This is a genomic window from Micromonospora sp. NPDC050784 (assembly GCF_044456765.1).
Lineage (GTDB): Bacteria > Actinomycetota > Actinomycetes > Mycobacteriales > Micromonosporaceae > Micromonospora > Micromonospora foliorum.
This window is the reverse complement of record NZ_JBITGG010000005.1, coordinates 124,513-142,724: the sequence shown is the minus strand read 5'-3', so window position 1 is coordinate 142,724 and position 18,212 is coordinate 124,513. Positions and strand designations below refer to the sequence as shown.

Here is an 18,212-nt window from a genome sequence, read left to right as displayed (position 1 = left end):
AGTTGCCGGGGCCGATCCGGGCAGCAGAATGGCGAGGTGAACCTCCGAGCGGCGCTGGCCCCGCTGGTCGCCGGCACCACCTGGCGACGCGGCGTGTTCCTGCTGCTCGGCGGCGTGCTGGCGCTGCCGTACGGGCTCCTCGTGGTGACCTTCGCCCAACTGCTCGCCGACTCGGCGATCCCGCGCCCACTTGTGTACGTCCTGCTGGTCATCGCGGTGCTGATCGCCGTCGTCCCGCTGCTGCTGGACGGCAGTCGAGCACTGGAGATCGCCGCCGTCCGGGCCCTGCTCGGTGTCGACCTGCCCGAACCCGCGCCCGGGCACCACGGCGACCGGGAGACCCGGCTGCGCAGCGCGCTCTGGATCGCCACCCACCTCATCGTCGGCGCGCTGGTGATGCTCGCGCTGTTCAGCGCCCTACCGATGGCGCTGGCGTTCATCGCCCAACAGTTCGGCGTCGGCACCGAGCTGACCAGCCGGGAACGGTTCGGGCCGCTGGACGGACAGGACAGCGGATGGTTGACCCTGACCGGGGTGCTCCTGCTGGTCGGCCTCGGCTACGCCGTCGCCGGGCTCGGCGCGCTCGCCGGGTCCATGGCGCCGGTGCTGCTCGGCCCGGCCCAGGCGGAGCGGATCGCCGCCCTCGAAGCACAGGCCACCCGGCTCGCCGAACGCAACCGGCTGGCCCGGGAGCTGCACGACTCGGTCGGTCACGCGCTGACCGTGGCCACCCTTCAGGCCGGGGCCGCCCGCGAGGTCCTCGACACCGACCCGGAGTTCGTCCGGCGGGCACTCACCGCCATCGAGGACGTCGGACGGACCGCGATGGACGACCTCGACCACGTGCTCGGGCTGCTCCGGGAGAACGGACGCGACCGGCCCGTGGTGGCGCCGCAGCGTACCCTCGCCGACCTGGACCGGTTGGTCACCGACGCCCGCGCGGCCGGCCTGGCCGTGGACGCGCATCGCGCCGGCGACCCGACGCGGGTGCCCGCGGCGGTCTCCCGGGAGGGCTACCGGATCGTCCAGGAAGGACTGACCAACGCCGCCCGGCACGGCCACGGGCCGGTGACGGTACGCCTCAGCCTGCACCGGGACGCGTTGGAGCTGGAACTGGTCAACGCGGTGAACCACCCCGCCCGGGCCCGGCTGGGGCGGGGCGGTCGAGGTCTGGACGGCATGCGGGAGCGGGTGCTGCTGCTCGGTGGCCGGCTCACCGTGGGCCCGGACGGCGACCGGTGGCTGATCCGGGCCCGCCTGCCCTACGAGGAGACGCGATGACCACAGGCGTCCTCATCGTCGACGACGACGAGCTGATCCGGATCGGGCTGCGGGCGATCATCGACGCCCAACCCGACCTGCGTGTGCTCGCCGAGGCCGCCGACGGGGCCGAGGTGCCGCCGCTGGTCGCCCGGCACCGGCCCGACGTGGTGCTGATGGACGTGCGGATGCCCGGCATCGACGGCATCCAGGCCACCCGGCACCTGCTGGCCACCTCCGCCGACCCGCCCCGGGTGCTGGTGGTCACCACGTTCGCCAACGACGAGTACGTCTACGAGGCGCTGCGCGCCGGCGCCTCGGGGTTCCTGCTCAAACGGGCCCGTCCCGCCGAGGTGGTGGAGGCGGTCCGGGTGGTCGCGGCGGGTGAGTCGCTGCTCTTCCCGGCCGCGATCCGCCAGCTGGTCGGGGCGTACGGGCCGGCGGGCGGCGACCGGTTGAGCGCCGCCCGGCTCACCGAACGGGAGGCCGAGGTGCTGCGGTTGATGACCACCGGCCGGTCCAACCCGGAGATCGCCGCGCACCTCGTGGTCGGGGTGGAGACGGTGAAGACGCACGTCGGCAACGTGCTGGCCAAGCTGGGCGTCCGCGACCGTACCCAGGCGGTCATCGCCGCCTACGAGTCCGGCTTCGTCACCCCGTCGGGCTGATCGGTCCCTCGACCGGGGGAGTGGGTTCACCGCCGGCCGGGAGGGCACCGACCTGCTGTCGGACCAGGCTGAGAGCATGACAACGATCACTGCCTCCCGACCCCGCGCCGGCTCCCGCTGGCCGGACCGGCTCGCCCCACTGGCCGCCGGATGGTTCGGCCTGTGGGGCGTACTCGCCCTGGTCGGCACACTCACCGGCGCCGGCTACCCGTTCGGCCCGAACGACCCCCACGGCGGCGACGTCAGCCTGCTGCGCCTCGTGCCGGTGGAGGTGGCCACCCCGCTCTTCGCCGGCGTACTGCTCACCGCCGCGGTCGCCGCGCTGGCCATGAGCCGCCCGGCGGCGCGCCCACCCGGCCCGCTGCGGACGCTGCTCGCCGGCTACGGCTGGGCGGTCGCGTTCGTGCTCGTCCTGGTCGTGCCGGACGTCCGGGTGCTGATCGTCCTCGGTTACCTGCCGATCCTGATCGTCGGTGCGCCGTTCGGCTGGCCGCCGGTCGACTACTCCGACATCTTCAACTGGGCGCTGTTCGGCCGGTTCGCGGCGCTGGCCGGCGGACTGCTGCTGGTCGGGGCGGTGCTCACCTGGCAGCGCCGTACCGTCGGGGCCTGCGTCGGCTGCGGCCGCGCCGACACCGGCCAGGGGTGGACCACCCCGGCCGCCGCCACCCGCTGGGGTCGGTGGGCCGTCGGCATCGCCGCGGCCATCCCGTTCACGTACGCGCTGACCCGGTTTGCCTGGGCGGCCGGCATCCCGCTCGGCATCTCCCGCGAGTTCCTGACCGAGATGCAGGACACCGGGCTGGTCTGGGCCGGGTTCGGGCTGGCCGCGTTCGCCACCGTCGGCGCGATCCTCACCCTCGGCCTGGTGCAGCGCTGGGGCGAGCGGTTCCCGCGCTGGATGCTCGGGCTCGCCGGCCGGCGGGTGCCGGTGAAGCTGGCCGTGGTGCCGGCCACCCTGGTAGCCATCTCCGTGACCGCGGCCTCGCTGGGGCTGCTCAGCAACCCCCAGTTCTGGCGGCTGACCGGCGGCTTGAGCATCACCGGGGCGCCGATGCTGCTCTGGCCGGCGTGGGGCGTGGCGCTCGGGGCGGCCACCTACGCGTACCACCTGCGCCGCCGCGGCGCCTGCCAGCGTTGCGACCGGGGCTGAGGGTGGTAGCGGGGGTGCCCCTTATGCCCGGGGCACCCCCGCGAAAGTGAGCTAGCGTGGGTCGGGTGACTGCGCCTACCCCGGTAATCCCGGTTCCACCGGCCGACCTGCCCGGCACGCTCGGCGCGCTACGGGCGGCCGGTCACCAGTACCGCACCGTCAAGCAGGAACTCCGCGACAACCTCCTCGCCCGGCTGCGCTCCGGCGAGACCCGATTCCCCGGCATCGTCGGCTACGACGACACCGTGCTGCCCGAGGTCGAGCGGGCCCTGCTCGCCGGGCACGACATGGTGCTGCTCGGCGAGCGCGGCCAGGGCAAGACCCGGCTGATCCGCGCGCTGGGCGCGTTGCTCGACGAGTGGACCCCGGTCATCCCCGGCTCGGTGCTCAACGAGCACCCGATGCATCCGCTCACCCCGGCGTCCCGCACCCAGGTCGCCGAGGCCGGCGATGATCTGCCCATCGGCTGGCTGCACCGCTCGATGCGGTACGGCGAGAAGTTGGCCACCCCGGACACCAGCGTCGGCGACCTGATCGGTGACGTCGACCCGATCCGCATCGCCCAGGGTCGTACCCTCGGCGACCCGGAGACCATCCACTTCGGGTTGGTACCGCGCACCAACCGGGGCATCTTCGCCGTCAACGAACTGCCCGACCTGGCCGAGCGCATCCAGGTGGCGCTGCTCAACGTGCTCGAGGAGCGGGACATCCAGGTTCGCGGTTACCAACTGCGCCTGCCACTGGACCTGCTCCTGGTGGCCAGCGCCAACCCGGAGGACTACACCAACCGGGGCCGCATCATCACTCCTCTCAAGGACCGGTTCGGCGCGGAGATCCGCACCCACTACCCGGTCGACCTGGAGTTGGAGCTGGCGCTGATCCGTCAGGAGGCCGATCTGGTCGCCGACGTACCGGAGCACGTGCTGGAGGTGCTGGCCCGCTTCGCCCGCGCCGTCCGGGAGTCGCCGTCGGTGGACCCGCGCTCCGGTGTCTCCGCCCGGTTCGCCATCGCCGCCGCCGAGACGGTCGCCGGTGCCGCGCTGCGTCGCGCCGGGCTGCTGGCCGCCTCCGGCACCCCGGAGGGACGCCCCGAGGCCGCTGTCGCCCGCGTCGGTGACGCGGTGTCGGTGACCAGCACGCTGCGCGGCAAGGTCGAGTTCGAGAGCGGCGAGGAGGGCCGGGAGACGGAGATCCTCGCGCACCTGCTGCGTACCGCGACCGCCGAGACATTCCGCGCCCACCTCGCCGGGCTGGACCTGTCCGGGTTCACCGCCCTGGTGGAAGACGGCGCCGCGATCGAGACCGGCGAGTTGGTCAGCGCCGCCGAGCTGCTGCGCCAGGTCGGCACCGTACCCGGGTTGGCGAAGGTCCTGGACCGGCTCGACCTGGGCGACGCGCCCACCTCGGAGGAGGCCGCCGCGGCCGTCGAGTTCGTGCTGGAAGGGCTGCACCTGACCCGCCGGCTCGGCAAGGACGTCACCGACTCGGGGCGCACCGTCTACGGCGGCCGGGGCTGACCGTGGCCGGCAACCGGTTCCGTTACGGGCAGTGGAACGGCGGGCCCGACCCGCTCGCACCCCCGTACGACGTGCGCGAGGCGGTGGACGCGGTCGGCGCGGAGGTGCTGGCCGGCGGCAGCCTCCGGGAGGCGCTGCGCGACCTGTTGCGCCGTGGCCCGCAGGGGCGGGGTGGCCTGGACGACCTGGCCGCCCGGGCTCGGCGGCTACGCCGGGAGGCGCTGCGCCGGGGCGACCTGGACGGCGCGGTGACCAGGGCCCAGGCCCTGCTCGACCAGGCCCTCGCCGCCGAGCGGGACGAGCTGCGGGGTCGCGACGACGAGGCCGCCCGCTTCGCCGAGGCGGTACTGGACAATCTGCCCCGCTCGACCGCGCGGGCGGTGGAGGAGCTGTCCGGCTACCAGTGGGTCAGCGACGACGCCCGCCGCTCGTACCAGCAGATCCTCGACCAGCTCCGCGACGACGTGCTCGGTCAGCGCTTCGCCGGGCTGCGCGACGCGGTGCGCGCCTCCGCCGACCCGGCCGCCCAGCAGCGGCTCGCCGAGATGATGGGTGACCTGAACGACCTGCTCGCCCGGCACGGTCGCGCGGAGGACACCACCGACGCGTTCGCCGAGTTCATGCGCCGGCACGGCGACTTCTTCCCGGAGAAGCCGGAGACCGTCGACGAGTTGATCGACGTGCTGGCCCGTCGGGCGGCTGCCGGTGAGCGGCTGATGAACTCGCTCTCCGAGCGGCAGCGCGCCGAGCTGGCCGGCCTCATGCAGCAGTCGCTCGGCGACCGCCTCGCGGGGGAGTTGTCCGCCCTCGACGCGAACCTGCGGGCCCTGCGACCCGATCTGCGCTGGGGACGGGGCGAGCGGGTCCGCGGCGACCAGCCGTTGGACTACGCGGACGCGGCCGGCGCGCTGGGTGAGATCGGCGATCTGGACGACCTGCTGGACCAACTCGACCAGGAACACCCGGGGGCGACCCTCGACGACGTGGACGTCGACGCGGTGGCCCGCACGCTGGGCCGGGACGCGGCCGACGACGTTCGCCGGCTGCGCGATCTGGAGCGGGAGCTGCGCCGCCAGGGTTGGGTGAGCCGGGACGCGGAAGGGCTCACCCTGAGCCCGAAGGCGCTGCGCCGGCTCGGCGGGACCGCGCTGCGGCAGGTCTTCGCCGAGCTGACCGCCGGGCCGCGCGGCCAGCACGACCTGCGCTCGGCCGGTGCGGCGGGCGAGGTCAGCGGTGCGTCCAGGCCCTGGCAGTACGGCGACGAGCAACCGTTGGACGTGGTCCGGACGTTGACCCGGGCGGTCAGTAGGGCCGGGCCGACCGTTCCGGTGCAGCTCGAGGTGGACGACTTCGAGGTGGTGGAGACCGAGAGGCGGGCCTCGGCCGCGGTGGTGCTCTGCGTCGACCTGTCGTACTCGATGATCTCCCAGGGTCGTTGGGGGCCGATGAAGCAGACGGCACTGGCGCTGGCACACCTGATGGAGACGCGATTCCCGCAGGACGCGCTGCAGATCGTGGGCTTCGGCCGGGAGGCGATGACGCTCACCCAGCAGGAGTTGGCGGCCGTGGAGCCGGACATGGAGCAGGGCACCAACCTCCAGCACGCGCTGCGGTTGGCGGGCCGGCACCTGCGCCGCCACCCGGACGCCGAGCCGATCGTGCTGGTGGTCACCGACGGCGAGCCGACCGCCCACCTGGACCCGGACGACGGCGAGGCGCTGTTCCACTGGCCACCGCTGCCGGAGACGATCGAGGCGACGGTCCGCGAGGTGGACCGGCTGAGCCGCTACGGCGCCACGCTCAACCTGTTCATGCTCGGCGACGACCCGGGCCTGCGGCGCTTCGTAGACGCGGTGGCCCGCCGCAGCCGGGGCCGCATGTTCACCCCGGACACCGACGACCTGGGCGAGTACGTGGTCAGCGACTACCTCCGCTCCCGCCAATCCCGCCGCTAACCGCCGGCGGGGCGGGTTGACTGGGGGGATGGAGAGCGGGGGATTGCGGCGGGCTTACGGTGCCCTGTTCGCGGAGGTCGACGCTGGCGGGTTCGGTCCGGCTCCGGAGGGGCAGCTCAGCGCCGAGCAGATCGTCGCGCATCTGGTCGCCAACGACGAGCTGATGATCCAGGCCACCGAGGCGTTGTTGGCCGGGTCGCCGTTCGCCTACTACGAGTTGGAAGAGGACATTCACCGTCCGCAGCTCGACGCGCTCGCTGCCGAGCAGGGTGGTCTGCGTGGCCTGACCGCGCTGCTGCACGGCACCAGCGACCGGCTGTGCGGGCTGGTCGACCAGCTCGGCCTGGCCGCGGAGACCCCGGTCGAGACGCACCTTCGCGAGGGCTTCGACCTCATCGTCGACGAGCCGCTGCCCTGGTCCCGCACCCTGGACCTGCACACCCGGGTGCACCTGCCCAAACACCAGTCCCAACTGCACCTGCTCCGCTCGTGACCCGCGGCCCCGAGGCCCTCGTCGATCTTGCACTTTCTGTCTCGACAAAAATAGACGTAAGGGATTTTCGGGCAACCCAAAGTGCAAGATCGGCGAGGGCGAGGGCGAGGGCGAGGGCCGCTGGCGGATCAGGTTTCGACCAACTCGGGGCGGGGGTGGAAGGTGCGGCGGTAGGTGGACGGGGCCACGCCGATGCGTTGGTGGAGTTGTTGGCGTAGGGCGGCGGTGGTACCGAAACCCGAGCGGTGGGCGATCTGGTCGACGGTGAGGTCGGTCGTCTCCAGCAGCAGTCTCGCGTGGTCGGTGCGCTGTTGCAGCAGCCACTGGGCCGGGCTGAGGCCGGTCTCCGACCGGAAGCGTCGGGTGAAGGTCCGGACGCTCATCCGCGCCTGCTCGGCCAGGTCGCGGAGTGCGATCGGCTCGTGCAGCCGCTGCCGGGCCCACTCCCGGGTGCCCGCCGTGCTGGTGTCGGTCGCCTTCGGCACCGGCTGCTCGATGTACTGCGCCTGGCCGCCGTCCCGCCACGGTGGCATCACGCAACGGCGGGCCGCCCGGTTGGCCACCTCGCTGCCGTGGTCGAGGCGGATGACGTGCAGGCAGAGGTCGATGCCGGCGGCGACTCCGGCCGAGGTGAGCACCCGGTCGTCGGCGATGAAGAGCACACCCGGGTCGAGGTCCACCCGGGCGTGCAGGTGGCGGAACCGCTCGGCGTACGCCCAGTGGGTGGTCGCCCTCCGCCCGTCGAGGAGCCCGGCGGCGGCGAGCACGAACGCCCCGGTGCAGATCGACATGATCCGGGCACCCCGCTCGTACGCCGCGCGCAGCGCCCCGGTCACCTCCGGCTCGACGGTGCCCGAGGTCAACGGGGTGCCGTCGTGGATGCCCGGGACGATCACCGTGTCGGCGGTGTCCAGCAGCTCCAGACCGTGGTCGGGGACCACCTGGAAACCGGCGGTGCTACGCACCGGCTGCCCGCCCGGGGTGCACACCCGGACGTCGTAGAACGGTGTCCCGTCGGTGGCCCGGGCGGTGCTGAAGACCTGGGACGGGGTGCCGAGGTCCAGGCCAACCACCTGGTGCAGAGCGAGTACGGCGATCCGGTGCGGGCGAGCGGTCATGGCCCGATTATTGCGCATGATGGCTTTCCGGCCACTCGTCGAGGTGAGTGGGCCAGCTCAGACTTGTCCCGTGACCAAGAACCGCCGTCTGCATCCCGCCTGGCTGGTCGCCGCCGTCGCCTTCGTGGCGCTGGTCGGCGCGGCCGGCTTCCGCGCCACCCCGTCGGTGCTGCTGCACCCGCTGCACGAGGAGTTCGGCTGGCCGCTGGCCACGATCTCCGCGGCCGTCTCGGTCAACCTGCTGCTCTACGGGCTCACCGCGCCGTTCGCCGCCGCCCTGATGGACCGGTTCGGCATCCGCCGGGTGGTCTCGGTGGCACTGCTGCTGGTCGCCGCGGGCAGCGGGTTGACGGTCTTCATGACCGCCAGCTGGCAGCTCCTGCTCTGCTGGGGTGTGCTGGTCGGGCTGGGCACCGGTTCGATGGCGCTGGCGTTCGTGGCCACCGTCACCGGACGTTGGTTCGTCCACCGGCGGGGCCTGGTCACCGGAGTGCTGACCGCAGGCGGGGCGGCCGGACAGTTGGTGTTCCTGCCACTGATCGCCATCCTGGTACGCGACCACGGCTGGCGTACCGCCGCACTCGTCGTGGCCGCGGCGGCGCTGGCGGTCGTACCCCTGGTGGTGTGGTTGTTGCGCGAGCACCCGGCGGATCTCGGCCTGCCCGCCTACGGCGCGACCGAGGTCGTCGCGGCGCCGCCGGCGACCGGCGGCGCGGCGACCCGGGCGCTCGGCGCGCTGGCCACCGCGGCCCGGACCCGACCCTTCTGGCTGCTCGCCGGAGGGTTCGCGATCTGCGGGGCGACCACCAACGGTCTGGTCGGTACGCACTTCGTGCCGGCCGCGCACGACCACGGCATGGCCCAGACCACCGCGGCCGGATTGCTCGCCCTGGTGGGGCTCTTCGACATCGTCGGCACGATCGCCTCCGGCTGGCTCACCGACCGGGTGGACAGCCGGTTGCTGCTCGGCATGTACTACGCGCTGCGCGGGTTGTCGCTGCTGGTGCTGCCGAGCCTGTTCTCCGGTACCGCCGAGCCGAGCATGCTGGTGTTCATCGTCTTCTACGGCCTGGACTGGGTGGCCACCGTGCCGCCGACCGTGGCGCTGTGCCGGGAGTACTTCGGTGGCGCCGGGGCGGTGGTGTTCGGCTGGGTGTTCGCCGCGCACCAACTCGGCGCGGCGGTCGCCGCCACCGGTGCGGGGCTGGTCCGGGACCGGCTGGGCGACTACGCGATGGCCTGGTACGTGGCGGGCGCGCTGTCGATCGGCGCCGCCGGGCTGTCGTTGCTGCTGCGCCGCCGGCCGGGCCGAGGAGTGCCGGAGGCCGTGCTGGTCGTCGCGACCGCGCCCAGGGCGTGGAGCTTCCGGGGCTGAACGGCGGCGCGTGGGCCGGTCAGCCCAGGGTCCACTGCTGGGCCGGCCGGCCGTCGCAGGGTCGCTGCCGGATGGCCTCGCCGGCCTCTACGGCGTCGTCGTCGGCCTGCGCGCACTTGTTGCTGTGCGCGGCGACGAGCAGCACCGCGCTGGTGCCGGTCCCACCGAACCGCCACTGCTGGTTGGCCCCACCGTGGCAGGGGTACTGGAGCAACCGCGCGCCGTCGTCCCGACTGCCACCCTCGACGTCGAGGCACTGCCCGTACGCGGCGTTGGTCAACGTCAGCACGTCCGCTCCGGCCGGGTTGACCACCCACTGCTGCTCCGGGCCGCCGGTGCACACGGCCAACTCGGCCTCGGCCTCCTTACCGTCACCGTCGAGCCCCAGGCAGAGGCCCGAGGCGGCGCGCAGCACCCGGGGCCCGGTGGGTGGAGCGGCTGGCGTGCTCGCCGAAGGGGTCGGTGACGGCTCGGCCGATGCGGTCGGGCTCGGCTCGCCGGCCGGGTCGCTGGGCTGGGCTGCGCTGGACGGCGTACCGACCGACGCCGGCACGGCCGGCTCGTCGTCGCCGTCGAGCAGCCCGGTGGCGAAGACGACCCCGAGGAGTACGCCGACGACCCCGACCGCCAACGCGACCCGCAGCAACGGATCGGCCAGCGGGCCGGAGCGCGGTGCCCGGTGACCGCCGTAGACGGTGCCGGCGGGGTCGGGGCGTTCCTCGGGCGCGGACATACGCGCCATCCTCACCCACGACGTCGCGCCGGAGCCAGCCCGGCGGTGCGACGGTCGCCGCGGTTCAGCGGGTGGGCTGCGGGTCGGTGACGTCGGCCACGGTGGCGTCGAGGGCGGCGATCGCGGCGTCGGCGTCGATCGCGATGGCGAGACCACGCTCGCCGGCGCCCAGCGTGATCTCCCGGCCGCGCAGTCGCTCGTCGGCGACCACCGGCCAGGCCGTGCTCGCGCCGAACGGGGTGATGGTGCCGCGTTCGTAGCCGGTGGCGGCCAGGGCGCCCGCCGCGTCCGGCATGGAGAGCCGGTGCACCCCGAGCAGGGCGCGCAGCTTGGGCCAGGAGATGACCCGGTCGCCGGGGGTGAGCACGAACAGGTGATCGGCTTCACTGCGGCGGACCACGATCGTCTTGACCACGTCGGGGACGGCCACGCCCCGGGCGGCCGCGGCCTCCGCGAGACTGCCGACCGCACCGTGGCTGACCAGCCGATACGGCAGTTGGGCGGCGTCCAGGGCGGTGATCGCTGGCGATGGCATGCCCGCCACGGTAGCCGTCGGGCGTGCCACCGGACGGGAAACTGCCGGCGCCGACATCCCACCGTTTCCAAACGGCGAGCGTAAGGTGATCACATGCGCGCTGAGCGTGTGGATCAACCGATTGACCATGATCAAGCGGTGGACACGCTGCGGCGGTCGTACGCCGCGGTGCCCACGGGCGAGCCTGTCCGGCTGGCCAAACGCACCTCCAACCTGTTCCGCCCCCGGTCCGCTCCCCGGACCCCGGGGCTCGACGTGAGTGGCCTGAACGGCGTGCTGTCGGTCGACCCGGCCGGCCGCACCGCCGACGTGCAGGGCATGTGCACCTACGAGGACCTGGTCGACGCGACGCTGCCGCACGGGCTGATGCCGCTGGTGGTGCCGCAGTTGCGCACCATCACGCTGGGCGGCGCGGTGACCGGCCTCGGGATCGAGTCGACCTCGTTCCGCAACGGCCTGCCGCACGAGTCGGTCCGGGAGCTGGACGTGCTCACCGGCTCCGGCGAGATCGTCACCGCCCGACCCGACGGCGAGCACGCCGACCTGTTCACCGCGTTTCCCAACTCGCTGGGCAGCCTCGGTTACGCCACCCGGCTGCGCATCGAGCTGCAACCGGTCGGCCGGTACGTGGCGTTGCGCAACGTCCGGTTCACCCAACTGGAGGCGCTGACCGACGCGATCGCGGAGGTGACCGCCACCCGGTCCTGGGCCGGCGAGCCGGTGGACGCGATGGACGGGGTGATGTTCAGCCCCGGCGAGGCGTACCTGGTGTTCGCCACGTTCACCGACGCGGCCGACCCGCCCAGCGACTACACCGGTCAGGCGATCTACTACCGGTCGCTGCGCCAGCGCACCCGCGACGTGCTCACCGCGTACGACTATCTGTGGCGCTGGGACACCGACTGGTTCTGGTGCTCGGCGGCGTTCGGCGCGCAGCACCCGGTCGTGCGCAGGCTCTGGCCGGCGCGTTACCGGCGCAGCGACTTCTACCACCGACTGGTCCGGTTGGAGCACCGCCACCAGGTGGCGGCCCGGATCGACCGGCTGCGCAAGCAACCGGCTCGGGAGCGGGTCGTGCAGGACGTGGAGATCCCGCTGGACCGCACGGCTGACTTCCTGCGCTGGTTCGCCGGCGCGGTGGGGATGAACCCGGTGTGGTTGTGCCCGTTGCGACTGCGTGAGCCGGCGGGGCCCGGTTCGGCGCGGTCGTGGCCGCTGTATCCGCTGCGGCCCGGGCAGGACTACGTCAACATCGGGTTCTGGGGGAGCGTGCCGATCGCGCCGGGCGCCGCCGACGGCGACGTCAACCGCACGATCGAACGCAGGGTGTCGGAGTTGGGCGGGCACAAGTCGCTCTACTCCGACGCGTACTACGACCGGGACGCCTTCGATCGCCTCTACGGCGGCGACACGTGGCGCGCGGTGAAAGACCGCTACGACCCGGACCACCGGCTGACGGGACTGTACGAAAAGGCGGTAGCACGAGCATGAGCCTGACCGACAGAGATCAGGGGGCGGCGAGCGTCCCCGCCACCCCGCCGGCGGGGGGCCGGCACACGGGTCCGACCGTCGCGGATGTCATCCGCGCGGTCACCACGGGGCCGTTGCCGGTGCGGATCACCGGGTACGACGGCAGCGCCGTCGGCCCGTCCGACGCCGGCATCACCCTGGCGATCCAATCGGAGCGTGGGCTGTCGTACCTGCTCACCGCTCCCGGCGACCTGGGCATGGCCCGGGCGTACGTCAGTGGTGACCTGGCGTTGCAGGGCGTGCACCCGGGTGACCCGTACGAGGCGTTGCGGGTGCTCAAGGACGAGCTGCGGTTACGCCCACCGTCGCTGGCCGAGGGGCTGGCGCTGGTCCGTGGGCTGGGCTGGGAGCGGCTGATGCCGCCGCCGGCACCGCCGCAGGAGGCGCAGCCCCGCTGGAAGCGGGTGATGAACGGGCTGCGGCACTCGCGGGTGCGCGACAGCACGGCCATCTCGCACCACTACGACGTTTCCAACGCCTTCTACGAGAAGGTGCTCGGCCCGTCGATGACGTACACCTGCGCGGTTTACCGCTCTCCGGACGACACGCTGGAGCAGGCCCAGGCGGCGAAGTACGACCTGGTCGCCGGCAAGCTGGCGCTGAAGAAGGGGATGCGGCTGCTGGATGTCGGGTGCGGCTGGGGTGGCATGGTGCGCCACGCCGCGCGCGAGTACGGCGTCAAGGCCCTCGGCGTGACGCTGTCGAAGGCGCAGGCACAGTGGGCGCAGGCCGCGATCGAGCGGGAGGGGTTGACCGAGCTGGCGGAGGTGCGCCACCTCGACTACCGGGACGCGCCGGCCGAGCAGTTCGACGCCATCTCCTCGATCGGGTTGACCGAGCACATCGGGGTGCGCAACTACCCGGCCTACTTCGGGGCGCTGCGCAGCCGGCTGCGGCAGGGCGGGCGGTTGCTCAACCACTGCATCACCCGCGCGGACAACCGGGCGCCGCACCGCTCGGGCGCGTTCATCGACCGGTACGTCTTCCCGGACGGTGAGCTGGCCGGCCCGGGCCGGTTGATCAGTGAGGTGCACGACGCCGGGTTCGAGGTGCACCACGAGGAGAACCTGCGCCAGCACTACGCGCTGACGCTGGCCGCCTGGTGCCGCAACCTGGTCGAGCACTGGGACTTCTGCGTCTCCGAGGTGGGCGCGGGCACCGCCCGGGTGTGGGGGCTCTACATGGCCGGGTCGCGGATGGCGTTCGAACGCAACGGCATCCAGCTGCACCAGGTGTTGGCCACCCACAACGGCCCGAACGGTGTGAGCGGCTACCCGCTGCGGCCGGACTGGTTGCCCTGATCACCTGCTGAACGCCGCCTGAAGCCGCGTCGAAAAAGTCGGCGCGGCTTCTCGCGAAGCGATTGACAAAGAAGTTTTGTACGTACAAACTGATTTTGCCATGAGAGAAGTCCTGTACCTGGAGCAGATTGAGCAGGCCGAAGCCCTGCTCAAGCCGCAGCGCGTCGAGGTGCTGCGGCAACTGGCCGAGCCGCGCACCTGCACCGAGGTCGCGGCCCGACTCGACCAGACGCCACAGCGCGTCTACTACCACGTCAAGCAGCTCGTCGCGGCCGGCCTCGTCGAGCTGGTCAACGAACGCAAGGTCCGCGGCATCACCGAAGGCATCTACCAGGCCGCCGCCCGGTCCTACTGGCTCTCCCCGCGGCTGGTCGGCCGGATCGGCCTGCGCCGGGCCCGCGACGAGCTGAGCCTCGGCTACCTGCTCGACCTGATGGAGGAGGTCCAGGCCGACATCGCCGGCCTGGACCGGGCGGCACCCGAGCTGCCCTCGATCGGGGTCTCCGGCGAGATCCGGGTGCCGGCCGAGCAGCGCCAGCAGTTCCTGCACGACCTGCAAACCGCACTTCAGGACCTGTTCACCCGCTACGGCGGCAGCGAAGGAGATGCCTTCAAGCTGGCCGTCGCCTGCTATCCGAAAGGGAACGACAATGAGTGAGCCGATGAAGGTGCAGGCCCGTCTCTCCGCGCCCGTGGGGCGCGTCCGCCAGGCCCTGACCGACCCGGCCGAGCTGCGTCTCTGGCTGGCCGAGCACGCCGAGGTCGAGCTGCCGCAGCGGTACGAGTTCTGGGGCCGCTACACGCCCGAGGGTGACGCCCCGCACCAGCGGCTGCTGCACGCCGACGACGACACGCTGCGCTTCAGCTGGCTGCTCGACGGGGTGGAGACCACCACCGAGCTCCAGTTGACCGCCGAGGGCACCGACGCCACCGTGCTGACGCTGACGCAGAGCCATTTCGACTTCGCCGAGGCGATGAGCGGCTCCAGCATCCGGGGCGTGCTCCAGACGTACTGGGCGCTGTCCATCGCCAACCTGGCCGCCCACCTGGAGGGCAAGCCGCTGCTGCCCCGCACCGACTTCACCTCCGCCGACCTGCGCGGTGAGTTGGTCATCGCCGCCCCCGCCGACAAGGTGTGGGAGTCGCTGACCGACTCCGAGCAGGCCAGCGCCTGGTTCGGTTACCCGATCGGCATCGAGCCCTGGGTCGGCGGCCGGTACGCCATGGGCGGCTTCGAGAACGGCTACGCCGCCAAGATCGTCGACCTGGAGCCCGGCCGGCGGATGTCCGTCGACTGGGGCCCCACCGGCGTGACGAACTGGGAGTTGGCCGAGTCCGGTGGCAAGACCACGCTGACCTTCGTGCAGAGCGGCTTCGACGAGGCCAACCCGCCGTACGGGGCCTGGAGCGGGTCGGTTGCCGGGCTGTTCGAGCTGCGCCGCTTCCACGAGGTGCCGAACTGGCAGCCGATCTGGATCTCCGAGGAGATCCCCGGCCTGGAGCCCGCGCCGGCCAGCTGATCGTCTCGCCTTGATCGTGCTCGATCCAGGATGTAGTGGCCTCGTCCACCCCGGAGGCCACTACATCCTGGATCGAGCACGATCTTGTATGTGCGTGCGTGCGTGCGTGCGTGCGTGCGAGCGAGCGTTAGTGCATGCGTGCGGGGCGGACCTGTCCTGATCCGCTGGCGGGATTTGGTGACTTTTCGCGGTTGAGTGGGTACTGGCGGGCGATGTTCTTCATCTTTGGTCTGCGTACCAAGGTCGACCGGTCCGGTGTCGTGCAGCAGGTCTGCCGCCACTGCGGCAACCAGGCCGCCCAGGTGGTCACCCGCCGTTCGACGAAATTCACCCTCTTCTTCATTCCCCTCATTCCGATCCGCACCCGGTACGCCCAGCAGTGCACGTTCTGCGGGGCGGAGTACGAGATCTCCAAGTCCGACGCCGAGCGCCTCCCGGTCGGCTGATCCGACGATGGAACGCTTCCTCTGCTGGCTGATCGGCCGACCGACGTCCTCGGCCGACGTGGCGGTGCACACCGTGGCCCGCCCGCCCTGCACTCCTGGCCGGCGCAGACGCCGGCGCGCACGCCGTCCGCTGGCCGGCACCGCGCTGCCCCGTTCACCCTGGAACCGATCCGCGGGTCGTTGACCCGGGGCCGGGGTCGGGGACGGCGTGCACGTTCGGCTCTGGCGGCGTTTCTGAGCGCTGGTTAGGCTTTCGGGGTTTGCCGTGGACCGGTGCTGCCGAGGGTGCACGCACGACGAAAGAGCCGGAGCGACCGTGTCCCGACAGGACGGAAAGCAGGCTGCGGGGACGCTGAACCCCGCTGGTGCGTTCGTCGCGGCTGCGGTCATCCTGCTGGAGGCGGGTTGGCTGGTCGCCGCGTTGCCCGGTGCCGCGCTGGTCAGCGATGTCGGCGCGATGCTGGTCGCCGGTTGGGCGACGCTCGCGTGCGTCGGGGTGGCCCGTCGGCATCCGGTGCCGCTGCGCCGGTTCTGGACGCTGCTCGCCGTCACCATGGCGCTCGCCGCGATCGGGCGGGCGATCTGGACGGTGCAGCGGCTCGTCGGCGGGGACCTGCCGCACACGCCGGTGGTCGGGGTGGTCTTCACCGCCGGCATCCTCACCGGCACGGCCGCGCTGCTCAGCTCACCGTCCGCGCCACGGACCGCGGTCGGGCGGGCCCGTACGTTGCTGGACGGGGTGATCGTCGCCCTGGCCCTGGTGCCGATCGGTTGGGTGCTGGTCTTCCGTGGGGTCGCCGCCGCCGAGCTTGCCGACCCGGCGCGCACGCTGGGGCTGCTCTTCCCGATGTTCGACCTGATGCAGCTCACCATCCTGGTCGCGGTCTCCGGTCCGGCCCGGCCGATGTGGCGGCCGATGACCATCCTGGCGGCGAGTCTCACCCTGCGGGTCGTCGCCGACGTCGTCTACGTGTCGCTGGTCGCCCGCGCCGACTACGCCGCCGGTCACCCGATCGACCTGTGCTGGCCGTTGAGCTACCTGCTGATCGGCCTGGCCACCCGGAACCCGCCGCCACCGGACTGCGACGGCACCGACGACACCGCCGAGTCGCCGCTGCCGCCCTGGTGGCGGGTGGCACTGCCGTACCTGCCGGTGGGTGGGGCGATCATCGCGGTGGTGCTGGCCCGTCGGCCCACCGGGCAGACCCCACAGCTGGTGTTCGTGACCATGATGGTGTTGTTGGGGGCCCTCGCCGTCCGCCAGGGGTTGGCCGCCAACGAGAACCTCCGGTTGGTGGCCCGGCTGCGCCGACTCGCGTACGGCGATCAGCTCACCGGGCTGCCCAACCGGCTGTTGTTCAACCGGCGGTTGCGTCTGGCCCTGCGTGACGGGCGATCGGTGGCCGTGCTGCTGCTCGACCTGGACGGGTTCAAGCAGGTCAACGACCGGTTCGGGCACGCCACCGGCGACACCCTGCTGACCGGGCTCGCGGCCCGGATGCACGCCGCCGTGAACGGCGACGGCACCATCGCCCGGCTCGGCGGTGACGAGTTCGCGGTGCTGGTCGACGGCGACGGGCCGGTGTCTCCCGAACGGCTCGCGGAGCGGCTGCTGGACGCGTTGCGGCCCTCCGACGACGAGGAGGACGTCGGGGTGCACCCGTCGGCGAGCATCGGTATCGCCGAGTTCGGCCCGCAGCACGCCTCCCACACCGACCTGCTGCGCGACGCCGACATCGCCATGTACGCGGCCAAGGCGGCCGGGAAGTCCGCGTACCGCACGTGCACGCCGGCGCTGCGGGAGTCGGCCGTCTCCCGCGCCGAGCTGATCGCCGACCTGCGCCGCGCGGTCGACGAGGACCAGCTGCACCTGGAGTTCCAACCCATCGTCGACCTGGCCACCGGTGCGGTGCGCAGCGCCGAGGCGCTGGTGCGCTGGCGGCACCCCCGGCTGGGGATGTTGCCGCCGGCGAGGTTCCTGCCGCTGGCCGAGGAGACCGGGCTGATCCTGCCGATCGACCGCTGGGTGATCCACGAGGCGTGCCGGGCCGCCGCGACCTGGCGGGGCCGGGTGCCGGAGGCGACCGTCGCGGTGAACATCGCCGCCGCGCACCTGCGTCGGCCGGACCTGATCGCCACGGTCACCGCGGCCACCAGCGCCGCCGGCCTGGCGCCGCGGGCGTTGACCCTGGAGTTGACCGAGTCGGCGCTGATCGAGGGCACCGAGGCGGTGCTGGAGCGGCTGCACCAGCTCCGGGAGCTGGGCATCCGGATCGCCATCGACGACTTCGGCACCGGCTACTCGTCGCTGAGCTACCTGCACCGCATCCCGGCCACCGAGCTGAAGATCGACAGGTCGTTCGTGGCCCGGCTGGGCACCGATGACCGGGCGTACGCCACGGTGGAGATGGTCACCCGCCTGGCCGGCGCGTTCGACCTGGCGGTGGTCGCCGAGGGGGTGGAGACCGAGCGTCAGCACGAGGCGGTCACCGCGATCGGCTGCCCACGCGGCCAGGGCTATCTGTACGGGCGGCCGGACGGCCCCGCCATGGTGGGCCAGAATCGGAGTTGACTCTCACGTAACGGCAGGCAGGAGCCTGGTTCCCGG

General features: G+C 72.5%; 16 protein-coding genes. 13 read left to right on the top strand and 3 right to left on the bottom strand.

Translation table 11 applies throughout. The features are described 5' to 3' along the window. Positions 1–36: 36 nt before the first annotated feature. From ACIBD9_RS08870 to ACIBD9_RS08845, 6 genes are all read left to right on the top strand, one after another. Positions 37–1,281 carry a sensor histidine kinase gene (locus ACIBD9_RS08870; protein WP_396715902.1) on the top strand — a complete coding sequence of 415 codons (1,245 nt, stop codon included), beginning with the start codon at positions 37–39 and terminating at the stop codon, positions 1,279–1,281. After that, complete coding sequence (locus tag ACIBD9_RS08865) at positions 1,278–1,928, top strand: response regulator transcription factor (RefSeq protein ID WP_238666568.1); 651 nt, start codon at positions 1,278–1,280, stop codon at positions 1,926–1,928. The genes ACIBD9_RS08870 and ACIBD9_RS08865 overlap by 4 nt, the downstream gene beginning before the upstream one ends. A gap of 76 nt (positions 1,929–2,004) precedes the next feature. Further along, positions 2,005–3,081: a hypothetical protein gene (locus ACIBD9_RS08860; RefSeq protein ID WP_396715899.1), complete on the top strand. Its 1,077-nt coding sequence runs from the start codon at positions 2,005–2,007 to the stop codon at positions 3,079–3,081. A gap of 56 nt (positions 3,082–3,137) precedes the next feature. Further along, on the top strand, positions 3,138–4,598 hold the full coding sequence (locus ACIBD9_RS08855; protein ID WP_396715897.1) for a magnesium chelatase: 1,461 nt from the start codon (positions 3,138–3,140) through the stop codon (positions 4,596–4,598). A 2-nt stretch (positions 4,599–4,600) separates the two neighbouring features. Then, positions 4,601–6,553, top strand: a complete 1,953-nt coding sequence (locus ACIBD9_RS08850; protein WP_396715895.1) for a VWA domain-containing protein — start codon at positions 4,601–4,603, stop codon at positions 6,551–6,553. A gap of 28 nt (positions 6,554–6,581) precedes the next feature. Next, positions 6,582–7,046, top strand: coding sequence for a hypothetical protein (locus ACIBD9_RS08845; protein WP_238662235.1), 465 nt, complete (start codon positions 6,582–6,584; stop codon positions 7,044–7,046). Between the two features lie 128 nt (positions 7,047–7,174). Here the strand turns inward: ACIBD9_RS08845 and ACIBD9_RS08840 are convergent, their stop codons facing one another. Continuing rightward, positions 7,175–8,182 carry a GlxA family transcriptional regulator gene (locus ACIBD9_RS08840; RefSeq protein WP_396715893.1) on the bottom strand — a complete coding sequence of 336 codons (1,008 nt, stop codon included), beginning with the start codon at positions 8,180–8,182 and terminating at the stop codon, positions 7,175–7,177. Position 8,183: 1 nt separating this feature from the next. On the opposite strand from ACIBD9_RS08840, the gene ACIBD9_RS08835 reads away from it, so the two are divergent. Further along, entirely contained in the window at positions 8,184–9,539 is a 1,356-nt protein-coding gene (locus ACIBD9_RS08835) for an MFS transporter (protein ID WP_396716185.1), read from the top strand. Between the two features lie 19 nt (positions 9,540–9,558). Here ACIBD9_RS08835 and ACIBD9_RS08830 read toward each other — a convergent pair whose 3' ends face one another. Further along, a complete protein-coding gene (locus ACIBD9_RS08830) occupies positions 9,559–10,272 on the bottom strand; it encodes an RICIN domain-containing protein (protein ID WP_396715891.1) in 714 nt (237 codons plus the stop codon). A 64-nt stretch (positions 10,273–10,336) separates the two neighbouring features. Continuing rightward, positions 10,337–10,807 carry an aminoacyl-tRNA deacylase gene (locus ACIBD9_RS08825; RefSeq protein ID WP_387167304.1) on the bottom strand — a complete coding sequence of 157 codons (471 nt, stop codon included), beginning with the start codon at positions 10,805–10,807 and terminating at the stop codon, positions 10,337–10,339. Between the two features lie 93 nt (positions 10,808–10,900). Here ACIBD9_RS08825 and ACIBD9_RS08820 point away from each other — a divergent pair, with 93 nt between their 5' ends. The 6 genes from ACIBD9_RS08820 to ACIBD9_RS08795 all read left to right on the top strand — a co-directional run bounded on the left by ACIBD9_RS08820 (position 10,901) and on the right by ACIBD9_RS08795 (position 18,176). Next, the gene (locus ACIBD9_RS08820) at positions 10,901–12,298 is read left to right on the top strand and encodes an FAD-binding oxidoreductase (RefSeq protein WP_396715888.1); all 1,398 of its coding nucleotides are present in this window, start codon (positions 10,901–10,903) and stop codon (positions 12,296–12,298) included. Next, the gene (locus tag ACIBD9_RS08815) at positions 12,295–13,638 is read left to right on the top strand and encodes a class I SAM-dependent methyltransferase (RefSeq protein ID WP_396715886.1); all 1,344 of its coding nucleotides are present in this window, start codon (positions 12,295–12,297) and stop codon (positions 13,636–13,638) included. The genes ACIBD9_RS08820 and ACIBD9_RS08815 overlap by 4 nt, the downstream gene beginning before the upstream one ends. A gap of 100 nt (positions 13,639–13,738) precedes the next feature. Next, the gene (locus ACIBD9_RS08810) at positions 13,739–14,296 is read left to right on the top strand and encodes an ArsR/SmtB family transcription factor (protein ID WP_387167313.1); all 558 of its coding nucleotides are present in this window, start codon (positions 13,739–13,741) and stop codon (positions 14,294–14,296) included. After that, complete coding sequence (locus ACIBD9_RS08805; protein WP_396715884.1) at positions 14,289–15,158, top strand: SRPBCC family protein; 870 nt, start codon at positions 14,289–14,291, stop codon at positions 15,156–15,158. Before ACIBD9_RS08810 ends, ACIBD9_RS08805 begins: the two co-directional genes overlap by 8 nt. 212 nt (positions 15,159–15,370) lie before the next feature. Next, on the top strand, positions 15,371–15,604 hold the full coding sequence (locus tag ACIBD9_RS08800; RefSeq protein ID WP_396715882.1) for a zinc-ribbon domain-containing protein: 234 nt from the start codon (positions 15,371–15,373) through the stop codon (positions 15,602–15,604). 316 nt (positions 15,605–15,920) lie between these two features. Then, positions 15,921–18,176, top strand: a complete 2,256-nt coding sequence (locus ACIBD9_RS08795) for a putative bifunctional diguanylate cyclase/phosphodiesterase (RefSeq protein ID WP_396715880.1) — start codon at positions 15,921–15,923, stop codon at positions 18,174–18,176. Positions 18,177–18,212 lie beyond the last annotated feature (36 nt).